General features: G+C 73.5%; 23 protein-coding genes. 5 read left to right on the top strand and 18 right to left on the bottom strand.

The genetic code is table 11. The features are described 5' to 3' along the window. From nadC to ACN263_RS28250, 6 genes are all read right to left on the bottom strand, one after another. Positions 1–897 carry a carboxylating nicotinate-nucleotide diphosphorylase gene (nadC, locus tag ACN263_RS28225; protein WP_422737265.1) on the bottom strand — a complete coding sequence of 299 codons (897 nt, stop codon included), beginning with the start codon at positions 895–897 and terminating at the stop codon, positions 1–3. Then, positions 894–2,588, bottom strand: a complete 1,695-nt coding sequence (locus ACN263_RS28230; protein WP_422737266.1) for an L-aspartate oxidase — start codon at positions 2,586–2,588, stop codon at positions 894–896. The genes nadC and ACN263_RS28230 overlap by 4 nt, the downstream gene beginning before the upstream one ends. A 96-nt stretch (positions 2,589–2,684) precedes the next feature. Further along, on the bottom strand, positions 2,685–3,581 hold the full coding sequence (locus ACN263_RS28235) for a septum formation family protein (RefSeq protein ID WP_422737267.1): 897 nt from the start codon (positions 3,579–3,581) through the stop codon (positions 2,685–2,687). A 96-nt stretch (positions 3,582–3,677) separates the two neighbouring features. Continuing rightward, entirely contained in the window at positions 3,678–4,106 is a 429-nt protein-coding gene (gene panD / locus ACN263_RS28240) for an aspartate 1-decarboxylase (RefSeq protein WP_422737268.1), read from the bottom strand. Between the two features lie 45 nt (positions 4,107–4,151). Then, the gene (gene panC, locus ACN263_RS28245) at positions 4,152–5,000 is read right to left on the bottom strand and encodes a pantoate--beta-alanine ligase (RefSeq protein ID WP_422737269.1); all 849 of its coding nucleotides are present in this window, start codon (positions 4,998–5,000) and stop codon (positions 4,152–4,154) included. Continuing rightward, positions 4,997–5,971, bottom strand: coding sequence for a Rossmann-like and DUF2520 domain-containing protein (locus ACN263_RS28250; protein WP_422737270.1), 975 nt, complete (start codon positions 5,969–5,971; stop codon positions 4,997–4,999). The genes panC and ACN263_RS28250 overlap by 4 nt, the downstream gene beginning before the upstream one ends. Before the next feature lie 264 nt (positions 5,972–6,235). Between ACN263_RS28250 and ACN263_RS28255 the strand changes: the two genes are divergently transcribed. Further along, on the top strand, positions 6,236–7,474 hold the full coding sequence (locus ACN263_RS28255; RefSeq protein WP_422737271.1) for an SAM-dependent methyltransferase: 1,239 nt from the start codon (positions 6,236–6,238) through the stop codon (positions 7,472–7,474). On the opposite strand, the gene ACN263_RS28260 is transcribed toward ACN263_RS28255, so the two are convergent. After that, a complete protein-coding gene (locus tag ACN263_RS28260) occupies positions 7,441–8,898 on the bottom strand; it encodes a M16 family metallopeptidase (RefSeq protein WP_422737272.1) in 1,458 nt (485 codons plus the stop codon). The two genes, ACN263_RS28255 and ACN263_RS28260, sit on opposite strands and share 34 nt — an antisense overlap. Positions 8,899–9,003: 105 nt before the next feature. Between ACN263_RS28260 and ACN263_RS28265 the strand changes: the two genes are divergently transcribed. Then, entirely contained in the window at positions 9,004–10,191 is a 1,188-nt protein-coding gene (locus ACN263_RS28265) for an NADH-quinone oxidoreductase subunit D (protein ID WP_422737273.1), read from the top strand. An 18-nt stretch (positions 10,192–10,209) separates the two neighbouring features. Here the strand turns inward: ACN263_RS28265 and ACN263_RS28270 are convergent, their stop codons facing one another. From ACN263_RS28270 to ACN263_RS28285, 4 genes are all read right to left on the bottom strand, one after another. Beyond that, positions 10,210–11,955 (bottom strand): hypothetical protein, encoded by a 1,746-nt coding sequence (locus ACN263_RS28270; RefSeq protein ID WP_422737274.1) that lies wholly within the window; start codon positions 11,953–11,955, stop codon positions 10,210–10,212. A gap of 109 nt (positions 11,956–12,064) precedes the next feature. Continuing rightward, positions 12,065–13,069: a glycine betaine ABC transporter substrate-binding protein gene (locus ACN263_RS28275; RefSeq protein WP_422737275.1), complete on the bottom strand. Its 1,005-nt coding sequence runs from the start codon at positions 13,067–13,069 to the stop codon at positions 12,065–12,067. Between the two features lie 219 nt (positions 13,070–13,288). After that, positions 13,289–14,026: an ABC transporter permease gene (locus ACN263_RS28280; protein WP_422737276.1), complete on the bottom strand. Its 738-nt coding sequence runs from the start codon at positions 14,024–14,026 to the stop codon at positions 13,289–13,291. Next, complete coding sequence (locus tag ACN263_RS28285; protein WP_422737277.1) at positions 14,023–14,709, bottom strand: ABC transporter permease; 687 nt, start codon at positions 14,707–14,709, stop codon at positions 14,023–14,025. The genes ACN263_RS28280 and ACN263_RS28285 overlap by 4 nt, the downstream gene beginning before the upstream one ends. Before the next feature lie 2 nt (positions 14,710–14,711). Between ACN263_RS28285 and ACN263_RS28290 the strand changes: the two genes are divergently transcribed. After that, positions 14,712–15,707, top strand: coding sequence for an ABC transporter ATP-binding protein (locus tag ACN263_RS28290; RefSeq protein WP_422737278.1), 996 nt, complete (start codon positions 14,712–14,714; stop codon positions 15,705–15,707). Between the two features lie 71 nt (positions 15,708–15,778). On the opposite strand, the gene ACN263_RS28295 is transcribed toward ACN263_RS28290, so the two are convergent. The 7 genes from ACN263_RS28295 to folP form a co-directional block, all read right to left on the bottom strand. Further along, complete coding sequence (locus tag ACN263_RS28295) at positions 15,779–16,213, bottom strand: hypothetical protein (RefSeq protein ID WP_422737279.1); 435 nt, start codon at positions 16,211–16,213, stop codon at positions 15,779–15,781. Positions 16,214–16,335: 122 nt separating this feature from the next. Continuing rightward, entirely contained in the window at positions 16,336–16,644 is a 309-nt protein-coding gene (locus ACN263_RS28300; RefSeq protein WP_355238523.1) for a hypothetical protein, read from the bottom strand. Positions 16,645–16,695: 51 nt separating this feature from the next. Further along, a complete protein-coding gene (locus ACN263_RS28305) occupies positions 16,696–17,910 on the bottom strand; it encodes an ABC transporter permease (RefSeq protein ID WP_422737280.1) in 1,215 nt (404 codons plus the stop codon). A gap of 118 nt (positions 17,911–18,028) precedes the next feature. Further along, positions 18,029–18,559 (bottom strand): DUF3180 domain-containing protein, encoded by a 531-nt coding sequence (locus ACN263_RS28310; protein ID WP_422737281.1) that lies wholly within the window; start codon positions 18,557–18,559, stop codon positions 18,029–18,031. A 19-nt stretch (positions 18,560–18,578) separates the two neighbouring features. Beyond that, positions 18,579–19,106 carry a 2-amino-4-hydroxy-6-hydroxymethyldihydropteridine diphosphokinase gene (gene folK / locus ACN263_RS28315; RefSeq protein ID WP_422737282.1) on the bottom strand — a complete coding sequence of 176 codons (528 nt, stop codon included), beginning with the start codon at positions 19,104–19,106 and terminating at the stop codon, positions 18,579–18,581. Beyond that, positions 19,103–19,468: a dihydroneopterin aldolase gene (gene folB, locus ACN263_RS28320; RefSeq protein WP_422737283.1), complete on the bottom strand. Its 366-nt coding sequence runs from the start codon at positions 19,466–19,468 to the stop codon at positions 19,103–19,105. The genes folK and folB overlap by 4 nt, the downstream gene beginning before the upstream one ends. Then, on the bottom strand, positions 19,465–20,370 hold the full coding sequence (gene folP / locus ACN263_RS28325) for a dihydropteroate synthase (RefSeq protein WP_422737284.1): 906 nt from the start codon (positions 20,368–20,370) through the stop codon (positions 19,465–19,467). The genes folB and folP overlap by 4 nt, the downstream gene beginning before the upstream one ends. A gap of 345 nt (positions 20,371–20,715) precedes the next feature. Between folP and ACN263_RS28330 the strand changes: the two genes are divergently transcribed. Both ACN263_RS28330 and ACN263_RS28335 read left to right on the top strand, forming a co-directional pair. Next, positions 20,716–21,030 (top strand): hypothetical protein, encoded by a 315-nt coding sequence (locus tag ACN263_RS28330; protein WP_053654780.1) that lies wholly within the window; start codon positions 20,716–20,718, stop codon positions 21,028–21,030. 13 nt (positions 21,031–21,043) lie between these two features. Continuing rightward, on the top strand, positions 21,044–21,406 hold the full coding sequence (locus ACN263_RS28335) for a hypothetical protein (protein WP_393221499.1): 363 nt from the start codon (positions 21,044–21,046) through the stop codon (positions 21,404–21,406). Positions 21,407–21,446 lie beyond the last annotated feature (40 nt).

Raw genomic sequence — 21,446 nt, forward strand, 5'->3', positions numbered from 1 at the left:
CTACCTCGTGCGCAGGTCCAGCGCGATGTCCAGGATCGGCGACGAGTGGGTCAACGCGCCCACCGAGAGGAAGTCGACGCCGGTGGCGGCGTAGCGGGCCGCCACCTCCAGGGTCAGCCCGCCGGTGGCCTCCAGCTCCGCCCGGTCACCCACCGCGGCGACCGCCTCGGCCAGCAGCTCCGGCGTCATGTTGTCGCAGAGCAGGAAGTCCGCGCCGGCCTCCACCGCCTCCACGGCCTCGGCGACAGTGGTGACCTCGACCTGCACCGGGACCTCCGGGAACGACTCCCGGACCCGCCGGTACGCCGCCGTGATGCCCCCCGCCGCCAGCTTGTGGTTGTCCTTGATCATGGCCACGTCGTAGAGGCCCATCCGCTTGTTGGTGCCGCCCCCGGCCCGGACCGCGTACTTCTCCAGCGCCCGCAGCCCCGGCGTGGTCTTGCGGGTGTCCAGCACCATCGCCTTCGTGCCGGCCAGGGCGTCCGCCCAGGCCCGGGTGTGGGTGGCCACCCCGGACATCCGGCAGAGCAGGTTCAGCGCCGTCCGCTCGGCCGTGAGCAACAGCCGGGTCGGGCCGGTCACCGTCGCCAGCACGTCGCCGCGGGCCACCCGCTCGCCGTCGCGGGCCGACACCGACACCTCGACGGTACGACCGAAGTCCGTCACCTCGCCCACCAGTTCGAACACGGCGGCGGCCACGGCCAGCCCGGCCACCACGCCGTCCGCGCGGGCCACCAGGTCGGCGCTGTCGGTCTGTTCGACCGGGATGGTGGCCACGCTTGTGACGTCCAGGAAATCCGGCCCCAGATCCTCGACCAGCGCCGTCTCGACCACCCGTCGTACCTGTTCCGGGTCCAGTCCGGCCGCCCGCAGCGCCGTCCGGGTCGACTCGATCATGAATTTGCCTCCCACTGCTGCGTCACCGCGCCCTGTGCCCCGACCGACCCGACGAAATGGCCCCGCCACCGCTCGTCGGCCGTCGGGAAGTCCTCCCGCCAGTGGCAACCCCGCGTCTCGGCGCGCGCGTACGCCGCCGCGACGAGCGTCGACGCCACCGTGAGCAGGTTCGTCGCCTCCCAGTCGGCGGTCCGGGGTCGGCCCCGCGCCGCGCCCAGCTCGGTCAGCGTCGCCGCCGTGCCGGCCAACGTCGCGGCCGACCGCAGCACCCCGGCGCCCCGGGTCATCGCCCGCTGCAACGTCGACGTCGCCTCGGCCGGCACCACCCAGCCCGCGCCGCCGCGCCACGCGCCGACGTCCGCGGGCTGCGCCTGCTCGGGCAGGCCGGCCGCGATGTCCTCGGCGATGCGCCGGGAGAACACCAGCCCCTCCAGCAGCGAGTTGCTGGCCAACCGGTTCGCGCCGTGCACGCCCGTACAGGCGACCTCGCCGCAGGCGTACAGGCCGGGGATCGACGTACGGCCGCGCAGGTCGGTGCGCACGCCGCCGGAGGCGTAGTGCGCGGCCGGTGCGACCGGGATCAGGTCGGTGGCCGGGTCCACGCCGATCGCCAGGCAGGACGCCACGATGGTGGGGAACCGCGCGGCCAGGAAGTCGCCGCCCAGGTGCCGGGCGTCGAGGAAGACGTGGTCCGCGCCGCTGGCCAGCAGCACCCGGTGGATGCCCTTGGCCACCACGTCGCGGGGGGCCAGCTCGGCCAGCTCGTGCTGGCCCACCATGAACCGCTTGCCGTCGCCGTCCACCAGGTACGCGCCCTCACCGCGCAGCGCCTCGCTGACGAGCGGCTGCTGCGCGTGGCCCGCGCCGGGCACCCCGACGCCGGACGGGGTGATCAGCGCGGTCGGGTGGAACTGGACGAACTCGACGTCGGTCACCGCCGCGCCGGCCCGCAGCGCCAACGCCACCCCGTCGCCGGTGGAGACCGCCGGGTTGGTGGTGGCCGCGAAGACCTGCCCCATCCCGCCGGTGGCCAGCACCACCGCCCGGGCCAGCAGCGCGCCCACGCCGTCCGCACTGCCCTCACCGAGTACGTGCAGGGTGATCCCGCAGGCCGGGCCGAGGCCGTCCGGGCCATCACCGGGCGCGCGCAGCAGGTCCAGCACGAGAGCGTGCTCGACCAGCCGGATCCACGGGTCGCGTTGCACCGCGGCGTGCAGCGCCCGCTGCACCTCGGCACCCGTCGCGTCGCCGCCCGCGTGCACGATCCGGTCCGCCCGGTGCCCACCCTCGCGGGTCAACATCAGCGAGCCGTCCGGATGGCGGTCGAACTCCGCGCCGATCCGCATCAGCTCCCGCAGCCGGGCCGGGCCCTCCTCGACGAGGACCCGTACCGCCGCCGGGTCGCAGAGCCCCACCCCGGCGATCTCGGTGTCCCGCGCGTGCGCCGCCGGAGTGTCCGCCGGGTCGAGCACTGCGGCGATGCCGCCCTGCGCCCACCGGGTCGAACCGTCGTCGATGTTGACCTTGGTGACGACGGTGACGTGCAGACCGGCCTCCCGCAGGTGCAGCGCTGCGGTCAGGCCCGCCACCCCGGACCCCACCACGATCACGTCGGTGGTCTCGACCCAGCCGGGCTCGGGCGCGGCCAGCAGACTGGGCAGGGCCGGCAGGTCCACGGTCGGAAGGTCCATCCCCCCAGTCAACCCGAACGATCCTCGGCGGGGGCGGCGGGGGCTCAACGAGTGGTTTGGGCTACCCCGTCCGGCCCGGACCGCGCCCCGCCGACCTCACTTCGTCCGTACCGGCAGGCCGGTCGGACCCGCGCCCTTCAACGACGCGGTGACCGTACGGTCGCTCAGCCACAGGTAACAGCGGACCCCCCGGTCACCCACCCGCCAGCGCCCCGCGCCGGGCGGGCGTACCACCACGCCGCTGCGGAACCGCAGGTCGGAATCGTCCGGCACGCCCACGTACCGGCCGAGGACGCTGCGGCAGCCGTCGTAGAGGGGCGCCCAGTCGGCGTTCTTGGCCGGGTACGGCGTGTCCGGCGCGCGCCACACCCCGACGAACTCGGCGTCGTGCCGACCACCGCACTCCACCGGGACCAGCGTCTGTACGCCCCGCCCCGCCCCGCCACGGGTCTGCTGGCAGCCCAGCCGCAGCCCGGTGGCCCCCTTCAAGGCGTTCCGCAGGCTGCCCGAGCGGACCACCACCGTGGCCGCAGTCTCGACCGTGGTCAGCTCGGTCAGGTCGCACCGGTACCAGCGGGCGCCGGCCGTCCAGCCCGGCCCGGAGGGCAGCGCCACCGACAGTCGCAGACGCCCCGCCCGCCAGTCGTCGCCCACGTACGCGCCGGCCTTGGTGTCGCACTCGGCGAACGCGCCACGCAGCTCCACCGAGCCGGTGGCCGGGGCGGCGGGCCGCTCGGCGGGGAACGCCCCGACGTGCACGGTCTCCACCCGGTGCGGACCGGCGCAGTCGATCGGCTGGTAGGCGGCCAGCGTGACCACCTCGGTGAAGTCGGCGGCCTGGCACACCCCGGCCGCCGGCGTGAAGGCCGTGGCCAGCGGCAGGGCCGCCCAGTCGTCGGTCAGGTCGCCGTCGAGACCACCGGACCCGGCGCAGCCCACCAGCACCACTGCCGTGACGGCAGTGACGAACAGGGTCGTCATGGCACGGCGCATCGCGGCCTCCCCCAGCCACCTACCGGCTTCCGCCAGCGTGCCCAGGGTAACCGGAAATGACCTTCCGGTGACAGACCGGAATCGCCGCGCGCGAGATCAGACTCCGGACGCCGCGAACGGGTTGGGCACCGGGTCACCCGCCGTGCCCGGCGCCGCCGTGGCCGGATCGGCACCCAGCTCGACCACCCGGTTGTCGGCGTCCACGTGCACCACCCGCGGCCGGTACGTCCGGGCCTCGGCGTCGTCCAACTGCCCGTACGAGATCAGGATGACCAGGTCACCGGGGTGGACGAGGTGCGCGGCGGCACCGTTGATGCCGATCACGCCGCTGCCCCGCGCACCCGGGATGACGTACGTCTCCAGCCGGGCCCCGTTGGTGATGTCCACGATCGCGACCTGCTCACCGGGGAGCAGGTCGGCGGCGTCGAGCAGGTCCTCGTCCACCGTCACCGAACCGACGTAGTGCAGGTCGGCCTGGGTCACCGTGGCGCGGTGGATCTTCGACTTGAGCATGGTCCGCAGCATCGGACTGGCCTTTCGGAAGGTGGTGGTGGCGGGGTACGGCCGAGGTCAGGGGCGGAGGGCGAGGTGGATCGCCGCGTTGTCGATCAACCGGGTGGTGCCCACCCAGGCGGCGATCACCAGCCGGGCCGGCCCGGAGACCGGGCCCGGCTCCAGCTCGGGATCGGTGAGCACCAGGTAGTCGAGCTGAGCGCCGGGCGTACCGGCACCGAACGCGGCGTGCGCGGCGGACAGCACCTCGCCGGCGTCCAGTCCGTCGTCGGAGGCCCGGGCCCCGGCCCGCAGCGCGGCGGACAGGCTGAGCGCCGCGGCCCGCTCGGGCTCGCTCAGGTAACGGTTCCGGCTGGACAGCGCCAACCCGTCCGGCTCCCGGACCGTCGGTACGCCGACCACCTCGACCGGCACGTCCAGGTCCCGGGTCATCCGGCGGACCAGGGTGAGCTGCTGGTAGTCCTTCTCGCCGAAGAACGCCAGGTCGGGGCGGGTGAGTTGGAGCAGCTTCAGGACCACGGTGAGGACGCCGTGGAAGAAGCCGGGACGGCTTGCGCCCTCCAACTCCGCGCCGAGCGGCCCCGGGTCGAGGCGTACCCGGGGCTGACCGTCCGGATACATGTCGGCCACCGAGGGAGCGAAGACCAGGTCGGCACCGGCCCGGCGGCACACCTCCAGGTCCGCGTCGAGGGTGCGCGGATAGCGATCGAAGTCCTCGTTCGGCCCGAACTGCAACGGGTTCACGAAGATCGTCACCAGCACATGGTCGGCCTGTTCCCGGGCTGCGCGCAGCAGGGTCTCGTGCCCCTCGTGCAGGGCGCCCATGGTCATCACCACGCCCACGGTGCCCTTCAACGCGCCCCGGGCCTCGTCCAACTCGGCACGGGTGTGCACCACCTGGGTCATGCCGCCACCTCCCGATCCGTCCGGGCGAGCACGCCGAGCAGCGACTGCGCGTCCACCGGCCGGAGCCGACCGGCGGCGATCGCCCGGTCGGCGGTGCGCCGGGCCAGCGCCAGGTAGGCGGGGACCGACTCCGGCGCGGTGGCGGCCAGTCGGGCCAGGTGCCGCTCCACCGTGCCCGCGTCGCCCCGGGAGACCGGGCCGGTCAGCGCGTCGTCGCCGAGCCGGAGCGCGTTCTCCAGGGCGGCCCGCAGCAGTGGGGCGAGCACCTTCTCCGGGCGGGCCACCCCGGCGTCCCGCAGCCGGTCGGTCGCCTCGTTCACCAGCGTCACCAGGTGGTTCGCACCGTGGGCGAGCGCGGCGTGGTAGAGCGGACGGTCCGCCTCGGCCACCCACTCGGGCACACCGCCGAGGTCGGTGACGAGCCGGGCGGCCAACGGGCGCAGGTCAGCCGGGGCCGTGATCCCGTACGAGATGCCGTCGAGGCGGGCCAGGTCGTCCGGCGTACCGGTGAAGGTCATGGCGGGGTGCAGGGCCAGCGGTCGGGCCCCGAGCGCGGCGGCCGGCGCCAGCACGGACAGCCCGTGCGCGCCGGAGGTGTGCGCGACCACCTGACCCGGGTGCAGGGCGCCCCGCTGGGCGAGATCGGCGATCACCCCGGCCAGCGCGTCGTCCGGCACGGCGATCAGCAGCAGGTCGGCGGCGGCGCGGGCGACGGAGGCGGCGGAACGGCGGGGCACCTCGGGCAGCAGCAGGGCGAGACGGGCGCGGCTGGCCCCGGAGTCACCGGCGACGGCGGCCACCCGATGCCCGGCGGCGGCGAGCGCCGCGCCCAGCACCGCCCCGACGCGGCCCGCGCCGACGACACCGATGGTGAGCGGGCGGGAGGTGGCGCGGGCGCCGGTGTCGGCGCGATCCCACGACCCGGCGGGCCCGCGTGGGGCGGCCGGGCGCGGGCGCAACGGTGCGCTCATGGTGACGATCCAGTCCTCGAGAAGGGGTACCGGTCGATGGCAAGTATGCGCCCGCGTGACAGACCCGAAACAGGACATGTGAAAACCTTCACCACGAACCAGAACCCACCCCAGCCCGCCCTGAAAGCCCCCGCACCCGCCCCCGCGATCTTGCACTTCCGGTGGCGACATAAGGTGCATGTCACGCATAAAGGCAACTCAAAGTGCAAGATCGGCGTGATCTTGGCATGCCTTCTAGGGGCGGGCGGTGCCAGAATCCTGCTGATGCCTGTCGGCTGGCGAGACGCCATGAGTCGGGCCCTCTACGGGCCGGACGGCTTCTTCGTGGCCGGTGCCGGTCCGGCCGACCACTTCCGGACCAGCGTGCACGCCTCCCCGGCCTTCGCCACCGCTCTTCTGCGCTTGATCGCCGAGGTGGACTCCGCCCTGGGCCACCCGTCGCGGCTCGACGTGGTCGACGTCGGGGCTGGGCGGGGGGAACTCCTGATGTCCCTGCTGGTTGCGGTGGGGGTTTCCGGGGAGCCCGCCCACTCCGGGCGGTCAGGCTTGATCCCTGCGTGGTCGGGCCCCCCGGAAACCCCGACTCCTGCGGCTGCCGTCCGTCGGTCGTCCGACGAGCCGTCGCCGGTCGCCCGCCGTCGGTCACTCGCGGAACGACTCCGCTTCACCGCAGTGGAGTACGCCCAACGTCCGGAGAACCTGCCCGAGGAGATCCACTGGACCACCGAGGTCCCCGACGGGATCACCGGTCTCTTGATCGCCACCGAGTGGTTGGACAACGTCCCGTTGGACGTGGCGGTGCAGACCTCCGATGGCTGGCGGTACCTACTGGTCGAACCCTCGACCGGGGTGGAAACGGTCGGCGGGCCGGTCAGCGGTGCCGACCTCGACTGGCTGACCACCTGGTGGCCCGGCCCTGCAAGCTCTCGGGGCGCGGACCGTGGGGAGACCGGTGGTCCCACCTCGACTGACGGTACGGCCGGAAGCGGGTCGGGTTTCCGGGCAACCCACAGCAGTGACTACCGACGGGCGGAGATCGGCAGACCGCGGGACGAAGCCTGGGCCGACGCCGTCCGGAAGATCAGCCGAGGGTTGGCGGTGGCGGTCGACTATGGGCACCTGCGCGACGGCAGACCGGTGGACGGGACGTTGACCGGTTACCGGGGTGGGCGACAGGTGCCTCCGGTGCCGGACGGGTCGAGCGATGTCACCGCGCACGTGGCCATGGACTCGGTCGCCTCCGCCGGCGCGACGGTCGCCCGGTGCTCGTACTCCCTGAGCTCGCAGCGGGAGGCGCTGCGGGCGCTCGGGGCCGACGGCGGGCGACCGCCGCTGAGCCTGGCCGGCACCGACCCGGCCGGTTACGTGCGGGCGCTGGCCGCCGCATCGGCGGTGGCCGAGCTGACCGACCCGGCCGGACTCGGCGGGCACCTGTGGCTGCGCCAACCGGTCGGCATCGCCGAGGTCGTTCAGTCCAGCCCGACGAGTTCGGAGCGGCGGTAACGCAGGGCGGCCGGGACCGCCGCGTCGACCGCGCGGACCGCCCGCTCGGCGCCCCGGAACATGTCCGGATCGACCGGAATGTGACACCCGTTACGGCCGAAGACGGTACGAGCGGCGCCGTCCTCCTCGACACCGACCACCTCGTCGAAGCGGACCAGGTGCACGTCACCGTCCGGGTCACGGAGCGCGACCCCGTCGTCGGTGAGGATCAGCCGGAGGCCACGCGCCGCACGGGCGAGCACCTTCGCCAGCATCGGCGGCTGGAACACGCGACCCGCGGGCTGCTCGCGGAGGCGGGGGCAGCCGCCCTCGGTCAGCCCGGGAAGCGCGAGGGTCACCCCGCACGGTACGACGAGGTGGGCGCTCGGCAGTGCGGCCTGGAACCGCGTGCGGACGTCCTCCGGCGTGACCGCCAGGAACTCGGCCAGCCGGTCCTCGGGGGTGATCTGCGGCAGGCCCAGCAGTTCCCGGAAGCCGGACCGGTGCAGGGAAGCCTCGACGGCGCGCGGATCCTCGATCATCTCGCGTGCGGCTACGCACTCCTCGGCCAGTTCGGCAGCCGTCGGTCCCTCGCTGGCCAGGCGGTTCAGCTCCTCCCAGAGCAGGGCGGCCACCTGCGGTTCCTGGCCCTCACGGGCGTCCACCGTGACCGTCACCAACTCCTGTCCGTCGCCCAGCAGGGCGACATCACCGCCCACCTCGTAGCTCAGGCCGTGCGTGCGCCGGGCGATCTGCTCGAGTCGCTGGGAGAGAACCTGGGAGCCCAGCGCCATCGCGGCGTCGTCGCCGGCGAGCAGGGAGACCCCGACCGACGGCACCAGGTGCTCGCACCAGATCGGCTCGTCGGTCGGCAGGGGCGTCGGCACGACATGAGACGGTCGGGGCCCGGTCGGCAGCGGCAGCCGCAAATCCTCCGGCGGCGGGCCGGTGAGCAGCAGCACCGCGTTGCCGGTGACGAACCATCGGGCGGCGTACTCGCGCACCTGTTCCGGTGTCAGCCGGTCGTAGCCCGGCCCGTTCCAGGGAGCGAGCCCCGCACCCTGCACGCCGAGCCGCTGGGTCAGCAGCGCCGCCGTCGTCGGATCGGTGCAGTAACCGCCCTCCGCGGCGAGCACGCCCGCCTCCTTCTCCAGGCGGTCCAGCGGAAGGTCCCGAAGGCCGGCGCAGACGGCCGCGAGGAAGGCCACGATCTGCTCCGGCCGACCGGTCGCCGTGAACTCGGTGACGTGCAGATCCACCGAGGCGTTGTGTTCGTGGTGCAGGCGGGGCAGGGTGCTCATCACCAGGTGCTCCACCAGGTGGGTGACCCCGATGGTGCGGAACGTCTCGTCCCGCGCGCCGCAGCCGAACAGCAGGGTGGCGCTCAGTGGCCCCGGCCCCTCCTGCCACCGAACCGGCACTCCGTCGATCTCCGTCCGCTCCATGGATCGGGATGCTACGGCCGGGGTCCGACGACCACATGAGCCGATTGGCCGAGGCGATGGCACTGAGCGGTCGCCATGACCCCCGGGCGCGGTCGCCGTGGCACGATGACGGGCATGAGCACCGACGCCGGGGACCTCCGTGAATTGACCGTCGGCACCGGGGCCGGGCTGGTCGCCGGCACCGGCGGTCAGCAGCTCGGCACCGACATGGTGCTCAACATCGGCCCGCAGCACCCGTCGACGCACGGGGTGCTGCGGTTGAAGCTGGTCCTCGACGGCGAGCGGGTGATCGCCTGCGAACCGATCGTCGGCTACATGCACCGGGGCGCGGAGAAGCTCTTCGAGGTACGCGACTACCGGCAGATCATCGTGCTGGCCAACCGGCACGACTGGCTGTCGGCGTTCTCCAACGAGCTGGGCGTGGTGCTCGCCGTGGAACGCCTGATGGGCATGGAGGTGCCCGAGCGGGCGACCTGGCTGCGGATGGCCCTCGCGGAGTTGAACCGGGTGCTCAACCACCTGATGTTCCTCGGCTCGTACCCGCTGGAGATCGGCGCGATCACCCCGGTCTTCTACGCGTTCCGGGAACGGGAGACCATCCAGGCGGTGATGGAGGAGGTCTCCGGAGGCCGGATCCACTACATGTTCAACCGGGTGGGCGGCCTCAAGGAGGAGGTGCCGTACGGCTGGACGGGACGGGCCCGCGCGGCCATCGGCGAGGTCCGTCGGCGACTGCCCGACCTGGACCACCTGATCCGGCGCAACGAGATCTTCCTGGCCCGGACCGTCGGCGTGGGCGTGCTCTCCGCCGCCGACGCCGCCGCGTTCGGCGCGTCCGGACCCGTCGCCCGGGCCTCCGGGCTCGACCTGGACCTGCGCCGGGACGACCCCTACCTGGCGTACGACGAACTGGATGTCCCGGTGGTCACCAAGACCGCCGGCGACTGCCACGCCCGCTTCGAGGTGCTGCTCCACCAGGTGTACGCGTCACTGGACCTCGCCGAGCAGTGCCTGGACCGGGTGGACCGACTCACCGGTCCGATCAACACCCGCCTGCCGAAGGTGCTCAAGGCGCCGGAGGGGCACACGTACGCCTGGACGGAGAACCCACTCGGCATCAACGGCTACTACCTGGTGTCGCGGGGTGAGAAGACGCCCTGGCGGTTGAAGCTGCGCACCGCGTCGTACGCCAACGTGCAGGCGCTGGCCACCCTGCTGCCCGGCTGCCTCGTGCCGGACCTGATCGCCATCCTCGGCTCGATGTTCTTCGTGGTCGGCGACATCGACAAGTGACCGGGGTCACCCCGTCCGTCAGCGCCAGCGGTCGGTGACCGGGGCGCCACCGGCGCGGGGCGCGTCGTCCTGCGGCGGGTAGCCGTACCGTTCCTCGACGCGCCGGCGGCCACCCCGTTCGGGGGCGGGTTCCGGCTCGTGGCCGCGCTGACGCGGCGGACGCCACTCGTCCGGTACGGGCACCCCGCCGACCGGCAACGCCGGCCGGCGTTCGTCCTGCCAACGCGGATCCTCCTCGCGGCGTGCGTCCTCGTGGCGGCCTGCGTCCTCGTGGCGGCGGGCGTCCTCGTGGCGGCGGGCCTCTTCGTGGCGGACGGACGCCCAGCGGTCCTGCATCCGGTACTCGGTGCCGGTGGCGTCGGCGTGCACCTCGGCGCGGCGTTCCCCGACGTGCAGCTCACGGCCGTTGTCGTCGGCGCGGGCGGCCGCCCACCGGTCACCGGCACGCAGCTGCGACCAGTACTCGCCGGTGTCGTCCGCGCGCAGGGCGGGACCGGGCTGCGGGGCACCCGCACGCTCCGGCTCGACCTGCTCCGACCAGCCGCGGCGCTGCGCCCGACCGTCCCACTCGTCGGCCGGCGCGTACGCGTCGCGCTGGTCGGTCCACTCCGGCTCGTCGCCGCGAGCCGTCCAGCGCGGCTCCTCGGCGCCGCGCGCTGCCCCACCCCAACCGGCGCCGTCGCGCGCCGGCGGCTCGTCCCGAGAGGTCGGCTGGGCGCCCCAGGAACGGTCGTGGTCGTCGTCGGCGTACCCGGACCGGGGCTCCTGCGCGTCATCCCAGGAACGGGCACGTCCCTGCGCGCCACCGCCCCGGGTCCACTCCTGGGCCGGCGGGGTCCACTGGCCGGCGTACCCGCCGCCGTAGCGTCCAGCCGACTCGGCCGGAGCGCCGTCGACGATGGTGTGCCGGGTCGTGACGTGCACGGTCTCGGTGTGCCGGACCACGCCCACCGGCCGGGCCGTCGGCTCCGGACGGTCGCGCTCACGCGGACGGTCGTACTCGCGCGGCGGGTTGTACTCCCGCGCGCGGTCGTGCTCGGGTGTACGGCCAGTGGCGCCGTACACGTTGCCGGCGGGGGCCTCGGGAGCGTCGGCGGCCCGGTGGCGGTACGCCGGTTCGTCGTCGGCGTGCTCGTCGCGCCCCCACCGACCGGCCGCCGCGTCGGCGGCCGGCACCCGCACGCGCGGGGCCTGGTCGTCGGCACCCGGACCCGGGACCCGACCGGCGACCTCGCTGGGCGCCGGTACGCGGACCCGGGCGGCCGGGGTGTCGCCGGGGGCCGGTACCCGACTGCGGGCGGGCGGGGTGTCGTCCGCCGCCTCGACGGCCGGCACCCGGGCCCGGCTGGCCGCCGCCGGCTCGGCCGCCGGGGCACCGCCGGCGAGGGCCGCACCGGTGGCGTCGAGGCGACGACGGATCGCGGCGATCCCCTCCTGGGCGCGCTGCGCCTGGTCGAGCGCCTGGTTGCCGCGCTGCGCGGCGGCCACGATCTCGGCGCGCAACTCCCGGCGCAGCTCCTCGATCTCGTCCAGCAGCTCGTCGACCCGCGCCGAACCGCCGTCCCCGTCGGAGCGCAGCGCGATGGAGAGACCGATCAGCACCACCGCCACGATGGCGAGCACCGCCGCCAGGCGCAGTGGACCGTTACCGTCGGCCACCAGGAGGATCAGCGCCGCGACGGGCGCCAGCGCCACGCCGCCCCAGAAGAGCACGGTCAGCAGGAGCGGTTGACGCCGGGCGTCAGAGGTGACCGGGGCTGGCATGGAAGTGCAGCCTACCGACGATCCGCACCGGAGGGAACGGGTCCGGCGGACGCACGAACGCCCCCACCCCGAGCGGGGAAAGGGGCGTCCGTGCTACGCCGGTAGGGGGTCAGCTCGTGGCGAAGGCGCTGTCCGAGGAGAACACCAGGCCCACGCTGATCTTGCCCTCACGCAGGCCGTTCTTGGTCAACGGTCCGCCCTGGTCGAGGGAGGAGAACGAGCCCACCGAGAGGCCGTAGGTCTTCTCCAGGCCCGGCTTGCAGAACGGCCGCTGCTGGCACTCCGGCGGGCCGCCCAGCACCGTGGCGCTGCCGGAGCACTTCGCGGCCAACTCGGAGAGGGTCCGCACGCCGTACTTGTCGGCGAACTCCTGGGTCACCGCGAAAGCGTTCTGGTCCTGCGCGGCGGCCGGAGCGCCGAAGGTGATGTCGACCTTCTCGCCCTCGGCCTTGAGCGCGGTCACCGTGGTGTTGATGTCGGGCGAGGAGACCGGCTGGGCGTTCTGGCCGTTGGCCTTGGTGTTCAGGAACTCGGCCATGGTCGACGCGTACTCCGGGACGACCTGGACCTCGCCCTTCTCCAGCGCCGGCTCGTACAGCTCCCGGTTGCCGATCTGCTGCACCTTGACCTGGTAGCCGGCCGCGGTGAGCGCGATGCGGTACAGCTCGCCCAGGATCTGGCTCTCGCTGAAGTTGGCGGCACCCACCACGATCTCGCCGCCCGGGCCCTTGGCGATGCCCGCGGTGAGGTTGTTGGCGCCGGCGAACTCCTCGGCCGCGACCTTGGGGGTCTTGCGGTCGACGTCGACGGCCTTGTTGAGCTGGACCAGCTTCGGCGTGTCGAGCGCCCCGGAGACCTTGTCCAGCGCGGCGATCAGCTGCGGGTTCGCCACCTTGCTGTTGACCGCCGGGATGACGTTGTCGGAGTTCTGGAGCTTCTTGTCGTCGGTCAGCGCGATGAGCTGCTTGCCGGCGACCGGTGCGCAGCCGGCGCCCGAGGCGCTGGTCTGCGGGGCGTCGGTGCCGGACGAGCCGGCGTCGCCACACCCGGTGAGTAGTGCTGCCCCGGCCACGACGCCGACGGCGCCGATCGCGAGACGTGTACGTGCGCGCATGTGCCGCCCGCCTTCCGTGTCCCGGCGCGACCCGTCCCGGGCCGGCCGCGTGTCCGACGGGCGATCCAGGTTGTCGGCCGCCCGCAATTCCCACCCAACATGGTCCGCGACCGACCGACAACTCGGGATGGGCTTCGTCACCGCATCGTCACCGACGGGCCCGCCGCTGGTCGCCGCTTCGGCGTCCACTCACCCGGACGGACCACGCCCGGTGACGGGTCAGGCGCGGCCGGTAGCGTCCGCGGGTCGCGGACGGCCCACGCGCTGCCGACCTCGGCGCAGTGGACGCGGGGTGACCACGCGTTCGACGATCCCGAGCAGCAGCTCGGCCAGCAACGCCAGCCCGGCCACCAGCACACCGCCGGCCACGATCTGCCCACCGCCGACGGCGATGCTCAGACCGAATCCGGTGCGGATGATCTCGCCCAGCCCACCGCCGTTGACGAACGAGGCCAGCGCGGCCGTGGCGATGACCTGCACGGCCGCGGTCCGGAAACCGGCGGCCAGGTACGGCACCGCCAGCGGCAACTCCACCCGCCGCAGCAGCTGCCCGCCGGACAGGCCCATGCCGAGGGCCGCGTCGCGTGCCTCCGGGTCGACCTGCCGTACGCCGGTGTAGGCGTTGGCCAGCAGCGGGGGTACGGCGAAGACGGCGAGCGCCACCACCACGGGCGTACGCCCGAAGCCGAGGAACGTCAGCGGCAGGATGGTCAGCAGCGCCAGGGTGGGGATGGCCAGCGTGGCGTTGGAAACCAGCACCACCAGGCCGCCGCCCCGACCGGCGTGCCCGAGCCAGAGCCCGATCGGCCAGGCCACCAGGCAGCCGAGCGCCACCGCCAGGGCGGAGATGGTCAGGTGCTCGCCGAGACGGTCCAGGATGCCGCCGGGGTTGGTCCAGTTCAGCGGGTCGTTGAGCCAGAGCACCCCCTGCTGTACGGGGTTCGCGGCGGCGCTCACCGCACGCCCCGGGCGGCCCAGGGGGTGACCAACCGGCCGACGAGGACCAGCAGCAGATCCAGCAGCACCGCCAACGCCACGCAGAGCACCGTCCCGGTCATGATCTCGGCCTTGTAGAGGTTGTTCTGGAAGCCCGCGAAGATCAGTTGCCCGAGGCCGCCGTGCCCGACCAGCACACCGACCGTGACCAGCGCCACGGTCGACACGGTGGCCAGCCGCAACCCGGTCAGGATGCCGGGGATGGCCAGCGGCAGGTCGATCCGGAACAGCCGCCGCCACCGGCCGTAGCCCATGCCCTCGGCGGCCTCGCCGACCTCCGGCGGCACCTGGTTGAGCCCCGCCACCACGTTGCGGACGATCAGCAGCAGGGCGTACAGGACCAACCCGACGAGTACGGTGGTGGCGCCGGTACCCAGGTACGGCGCGATGAACGCGAACAACGCCAGCGACGGGATGGTGTAGATCACTCCGGTGACGCCGAGGATCGGGCCGGCCAGCGGGCGGACCCAGTACGCGAGCACGGACAACGGCAGGGCGATCAGCACCGCGATCAGCACCGCGCGTCCGGTGAGGGAGGCGTGTTCACGCATGGCGGCGAGGATCGTGTCAGAGTTGTCCCGCACGTACTGCCAGGAGAACCAGGGATTACCCGGGTCGGCCCGGTAGCTCAGGCGGAAGGACATACGTGGACGTTACCCCGGAGGCCTCCGGCGCGACCGGATCCCCTCGTGCGGCGTCGATCTCCCTGCAGGGCATCCAGAAGCGCTACCCGAACGGCACCGAGGCCGTCCGGGAGCTGAGCCTGGACGTCAGGGCCGGCGAGTTGGTGGTGCTGATCGGTCCGTCCGGCTGTGGCAAGTCGACGGTCCTGCGCATGATCAACCGGCTGATCGAGCCGACCGCCGGCCGGATCCTGCTCGGCGACGAGGACGTCACGGACGCCGACCCGGTGCGGCTACGCCGCCGGATCGGGTACGTGATCCAGAACGTCGGTCTCTTCCCGCACCAGACGATCCGGGCGAACGTGGCCACCGTCCCGAGTCTGCTGCGCTGGTCCCGCCAGCGGACCCGCGCCCGGGTCGACGAACTGCTCGACCTGGTGGGTCTGGACCCGAACCAGTTCGGCAGCCGCTATCCGCACGAGCTGTCGGGCGGTCAGCGGCAACGGGTCGGCGTGGCCCGCGCGCTCGCCGCCGACCCGGTGGTGCTGCTGATGGACGAACCGTTCTCGGCCGTGGACCCGATCGTCCGGGCACGCCTGCAGGAGGAGTTCCTCCGCCTCCAGGCCGAGGTGCGCAAGACGATCGTGCTGGTCACCCACGACCTCGACGAGGCCGTCCGACTCGGCGACCGGATCGCGGTGCTCTCCGAGGGCGGGCACCTCGAGCAGTACGACACGCCGGCGGCGCTGCTGGGCGCTCCCGCCACCGCGTTCGTCCGGGAGTTCGTCGGCGCCGACCGGGGCATCCGCCGGCTGGCGGTCACCCCGCTCGACCGGGAGTCCCTGGAGCCCGTCCCCGGCGACGCCCCCGCGGACCTACCCACCGTGGGACTGGACGGCACGGCGTACGACGCCCTGGCTGCCCTGTTGACCTCGGGACAGGACCGGCTCCTGGTGACCGACGACGGCCGCCCGGTGGGCGCGCTCACCCGGCAGAGCCTGCTCGGCCTGGGCCGCTAGGCACCGGCGGGCTCGGCGTCGGTGGGCTCGGCATCGGCGGGCTCGGCTCCGGCCGGCTCGGCCGGGCTCGGCTAGGCGCGGCCGCCGAGGCTCGCGGTGCCGATGATCCAGCCGGTGAGGAACCCGTAGCCGGCGCCGCTGCTCGCATCCTGTAGCGCCTTGAGCAGCGACGGGTCCGGACCGAGCAGCGCCGCCAACACGGCGGCGAGCCCGCCGGCCAGCACGTACGCGGCCCAGCCGGAGAAGAACTGGCTGACCGGCCCGGGCACCCGGGCCACCTGCGCGGCCGGCAGCAGATAGAGCAGCGCCACCGCCAGGACCACCAGCGCGACGGCGCGCAGGTCGGCGGCGAACAGGCCACCGGCCTGCCCGTCCGCGTCCAGTCGCCAGGCCGGCCAGGCGAGCAGGCGCAGGTAGAAGCCGCCCGCCGAGGCCGGATCGGTGAGCGTCGCGGCGGCCCAACCGGTGTACGCCGGGCTGCCACAGATGCCGACCAGCAGCAGCACGGCGAGCGCACCGGTGCCGGCGGCCGTCCCGTAGCCACGGACCGGGCCCGGACGGACGAGTCCCAGGATCCGCCCGGGTCCGCTGCCGGCCGACCGGGCGGACCTGGGCTGCGTCGGGCGGCTCAGTGCTTCAGCAGGTAGTCGATGAACGCGGCCCGCAGCAGCGGCGCCGACTCCTCGTAGCCGTGCCCGGTCAGCTCCCGCCACAACGCGTTCGCCTCGTCGATCGTCGGGCCGATCGAGTTCGGCGCGCCGTCCAGCACCGTGGCCTCGTCCGCGTTCGGCAGGTGTCGCAGCACCGACCAGTAGAAACCCACGTCGCGGCGCTCCCGGGCCCGGGCGAACGCCCGCTCCCGCAGTTCCTCGGTGGACAGCGCGTCGAGTTCCTCGAACGAGGTTCCGCCGGGGGCGGCGGCTGGTGTGTCGGTCATGCGGCGAGCCTAACGGTCGAGATCAGCGTCGGCTCGCGGACGCGACACGGCTCACCGGTCGCCGGCATCCCAACGTCGTGGACCGTCCTCCCAGCGGGGATCACGCCACGGGTCGGCCGGTTCCGGCGCGGGCGGGGTCGGCAACGTCGGCGGCCAGTTGTCGGCCGGCTGGGGCCGGGGCACGCTCCAACCCGAGCTGATCGTGCCGTCGGCCACCGGCTCGGGCTTCTCCACGCTGCCGGGCCGGGGTCGCCCGAACGTCTCGACCAGCCGGGTCACCAACAGCCCGACACCGAGCGCCACCCCGCCCACCGCCCAGCGGCTCACCGACCAGTCGCGCTCCGGCGCGTACGCCTCGAAGACGGTGACCAGACCGACCGCCAGCACCGTGCCGAAGACCCCACCGCGCCGGCCGTACGCGCTGGTGCCGCCGAGCAGGGACACGCCGATGGCCAGCACGGTCCAGTCCAGCCCGGAGGTGGGTACGACGACGCCGGGCGGGTTCGCGGCGAGCAGCACCCCGGCGAGCGCGGCCAGCACGGTGGAGCCGACCAGCGCCAGCGCGGCGACCACCGCCGCCAGCGCGCCCCGGCGGCGGGCCGGATCGGCGACCGGCCGGTACCGGCCCACCAGCCGGCGGATCGCCCGGATCGCGCCGAACAGACCACCGAGGACGGCGACGGCGGCGAACCCGGCGAAGAGGTAACCGGCGCTACGCCCCGGGTTGTAGTCCCCCTGCACCAGCACCGGCGCCGACCGGCGTTCGATGTACACCACCACCCCGGCGGCGCCGGCCAGGCTCGCGGCCCAGGCGGGCACCTGCAACGCCACCACGGCCAGCGCCAGCACGAGACCACCCAGCGCGGCGACCAGCACCGCCGACCCGACGGACGCGGCCAGCCCCCGGTCGCCCTGTTCCGCGTAGTGCAGCGCGGCGGCGACCGCCACCGGTCCGACGGCCAGGTTGGGGACGGCGGTGCGCAGGCTCAGCCCGGCGGCGAGGGCGAGCAGCCCCAGGCCGACCGCGTCGACAAGCAACGTGCGCAGGTCGGCACCGCGCAGCGCGCCCGGGTCGGCCCGCCAGAGCAGCCAGCCCAGGGCGGCCAGACCGGCCAACAGCAGGAGTTCCCAGAAGACGTGCACGCCGACGCGGTCGCGGCCCGGCTCGCCATGGGTGGGATCGTCGAAGACGTTCTCCAGGACGGCAGCGGAAACCGCGGACGAGGCGTCGACCGACCGCTCCCGGCCCGTGTCTTCGTACCCCATGGCACCGCCTCCCCAGTGGCCGGCCGCTTCCGTCCCGGCACACGGACGGACCGGGGCGGCCGTTGCTCTCCGATCGGAGGCACCGTACCTGCGGCCGGAGCCGGACGTAACCCCCTGCTCAGCGCTGGCCGGGGCGGCTCTCGCGCTGGTCCTGCTCGCGCTCGTCGTCCGGACGCTCCGGGACACGGCAGGAACGCTCCAGCCACAGCGCGGCGCCCACCAGCGCCAGCGACGCCAACAACCCGCCCCCGGCGGCCGGCCGGTCCTCGGTGGCGGCGCGGGTGGTCTCCACGAAGAGCCATCCGCTGAGCCCGGCGTAGAAACCGGCGAAGATGGACCCGGCCAGCGCCGACGCCTTGGCCAACACCACGAACCGGGCGACCAGCAGCGGATTGACCGGATCCCGACCGGGCTTGCGCTCGATGCGGCCGCGCGTGTTGACGGCCGCGTACGCCTCCAGCACGGCGAGCGCGGCCAGCGTCACCACCGGCAGCCACGGCAGCCGGGGGATGCCGCTGTAGTAGAACGCACTGATCAGCAGCCAGGCCACCGCCGCCGCGGCCAGCGCGGCCACGATCAGCGTCGAGATCCGGGTTGGGCCCATCCGCGACCCGTCCGGGCCCGGCGGTGGGGACTTCGCCTGGCTCATGCCGGCCGGCTCCACTGGGTCATGCCGTCGACTCTAACCTCAGTTCCGGCCGGGGACGCAGTTCCAGCGCGTCGTCGGCGGCCGGGCCGGAGGTGAGCAGATCGGTCAGCCAGCCGTGGCCGGGCAACCGCCCGTACGGTTGGATGTCGATCCACGGTCGCAGCACGAACGCGCGCAGGTGCGCCCGGGGGTGCGGCAGCGTCAACTCCTCCGCAGCGCTGAGCACCGGCTCGTCGTCGTCGCCCCAGACCGCGATCACGTCCACGTCGAGGGTGCGCGGCCCGAACCGCCGCTGCGGGTCCCGGACCCGACCGGCCGCGCGCTCCGCGTCGTGGGCCCGTGCCAGCCAGTCGCGCGGGGTCGCGCTGTCGTCCTGGGCGAGCACCACCGCATTGAGGTACGCGGGCTGGTCGGCGTCCCCCCACGGTGGAGTCTCGTACACGCCGGAGACCACCAGCACGGCGTCACCCAGCGTCGCGACGGCGGTCCGGAGGTGGTCCAGGCGGTCACCGAGGTTGCTGCCGAGCGACAACACGGCCCGGGTCATCGGGTACGCGTCCGGGTCATCGTGACGGCCACGTCGGTGAACGTGTGCGGCACCGGCGCCTCCGGCTTGTGCACGGTGACCGTCGCGGTGACGACCCGCTCGTCGGCCAGGCAGACCGCGAGCAGCCGGTCGGCCAGGGTCTCGATCAGGTTGACCGGCTCTCCGGTCACCACCGCCACCAGCCGCTCGGCCAGCTCGCCGTAGTGGACCGTTGCGGTGACGTCGTCGCTGGCGGCGGCCGGGGCGAGGTCCAGCTCCAGGACGGCGTCGACCACGAAGTCCTGCCCCTGTTCCCGCTCGAAGTCGTACACCCCGTGCCGGCCGTGGGCGCGCAGGCCGGTCAGCTGGATCCGGTCACTCATCGGTTCGCCTCCTCCCGATCGTTCGCCTCTTCCCGGTCGACAGGCCGACCATCGGGACGGACGGGCGTGAGGCGCGGCCTACCGGTGGCGGTCCAGACGGCGAGCGCGTCCGCGGTGGCCCGCACGTCGTGCACGCGTACGCCCCAGGCGCCGGCCGCGACGGCCAGCACGCTGGTGGCCACGGTGGCGGCCTCCCGTTGGGCGGTTGGTCGCGGTGTGCCGTCGGCGGCGACCAGCAGGCGACCGAGGTAGGACTTGCGGCTGGCGCCGAAGAGCAGCGGGTAGCCGAGGTCCAGCAGCTCCGGCAGGCGCGCGCTGAGCTCCCAGTTGTGGGCGGCCGTCTTGGCGAAACCCAGGCCGGGGTCGACGACGATGCGGTCGGCGGACACCCCGGCGGCCAGCGCCGCGTCGACCCGTTGCCCGAGTTCCGCGCGTACCTCGGTCACCACGTCGGTGTAGCTGGCCAGGTCACGCATCTGCCGGGAGTGGCCACGCCAGTGCATCAGCACCCAGGGGCAGCCGGCGTCCCGCACGACGCGGGCCATGTCCGGGTCGGCCAGTCCGCCGGAGACGTCGTTGACCACCACGGCGCCGGCGCCCAGCGCCGCCTCGGCCACCCGCGCGCGGCTGGTGTCGATGCTGACCGGCACCCCGGCGGCGCTCAGCTCGCGGATGACCGGCAGCACCCGCTCAGCCTCGGTCGCCGCGTCCACCCGGTCGGCGCCCGGGCGGGTCGACTCGCCGCCGATGTCGACCAGGTCCGCCCCGGCCTCCCGCAGACGGACGCCGTGTGCGACAGCCGCGTCGAGGTCGGCGTACCGTCCGCCGTCGGAGAAGGAGTCCGGCGTGACGTTGAGGACGCCCATCACCACCGGGCCCGGAGCCCGTACCAGATCGGTCACGACTAGACGGTACCGGTCGTGGCGACGGAGCTCGGCGACCCGGGTCGACCATCCCTGACGTGCGCATTAGAACAGGTGTACTATCGGTCGTCCGGGCAGCAGCGGGCAGTCCCTTCGCGGCTTGTCGCAATCCGGGGCGGCCCGTACGCTTTGGAATTGGCCAGCATGGAGATGGCGAAGCCTGGAGGGAGGGCCGAAGCGGGGAAAAACCGCCCAAAGCTCGCCACCCTCCGTGGTGAGTAACGAACACAGGGTCGAAATCGCTGCGCCCTGTCCGCAGATTTCCCGCCAGGCTTGCCTACTGCACCGCCGCGGCTCCGCCGGCCGCGATATGGGGAGGTTCCAGTGATCGCCTTCGAGCTCATGGAGACGGCGTCGTCCGGCGTCGCCCACGCGCTCTCCACCCTGGCGTCGGCTCCGCTCGCCGAACCGGCGCCGAAGGGGATCGACACCAACGGTGTGGTCACCTTCTTCGCCAGCAAGATCGCCCCGATCCTGCTCGCGGTCCTGGGCGTCATCTTCATCGGTCGCGCCAGCCGGGGTGAGATTTCCAAGGTCCTGACGAGTTCGGCGATCGCCATCGTCGGACTGGCCTTCATCGCCGGCGCGGCAACACTCTTCTTCGTCGGCGATTACCTGATCGACCTGATCTTCGAATAGGCGCGGTCACCAGATGCGGCTGCGCACCGACGACGACATCTACCGGGCCCGCCTGGTCTACCTCGGGCCGCCCGGCTACACCCTTCCGGTCCACCTGCCCTACGCCCAGTACGGGCTCTTCATCCTGCTCGTCCCCCTCTACATGTTCATCCACTGGCTGTTCACGTTGACGGTCGACCTCTTCCCTGCCTGGGAGATCGCGCTGGCCATCGTGACCACGTCGTTCATCTTCCGGCACGTCGATCCGGACCGGCCGGCGCGGGTGGTCATCCGTACCGCGCTGACCGACTGGCGACGTACCCGGGAGCCGGCGGTCGAGCAGCGCGATCCGCGCCTGGTCGGCAGCCGGATCAGGATTCGGGAGGAGCTGGCATGACCGGGGGCACGTCGAACGGTCTGTTTCACGCGGGTGAGGC

This window comes from Micromonospora sp. WMMD729 (assembly GCF_049315225.1).
GTDB lineage: Bacteria > Actinomycetota > Actinomycetes > Mycobacteriales > Micromonosporaceae > Micromonospora.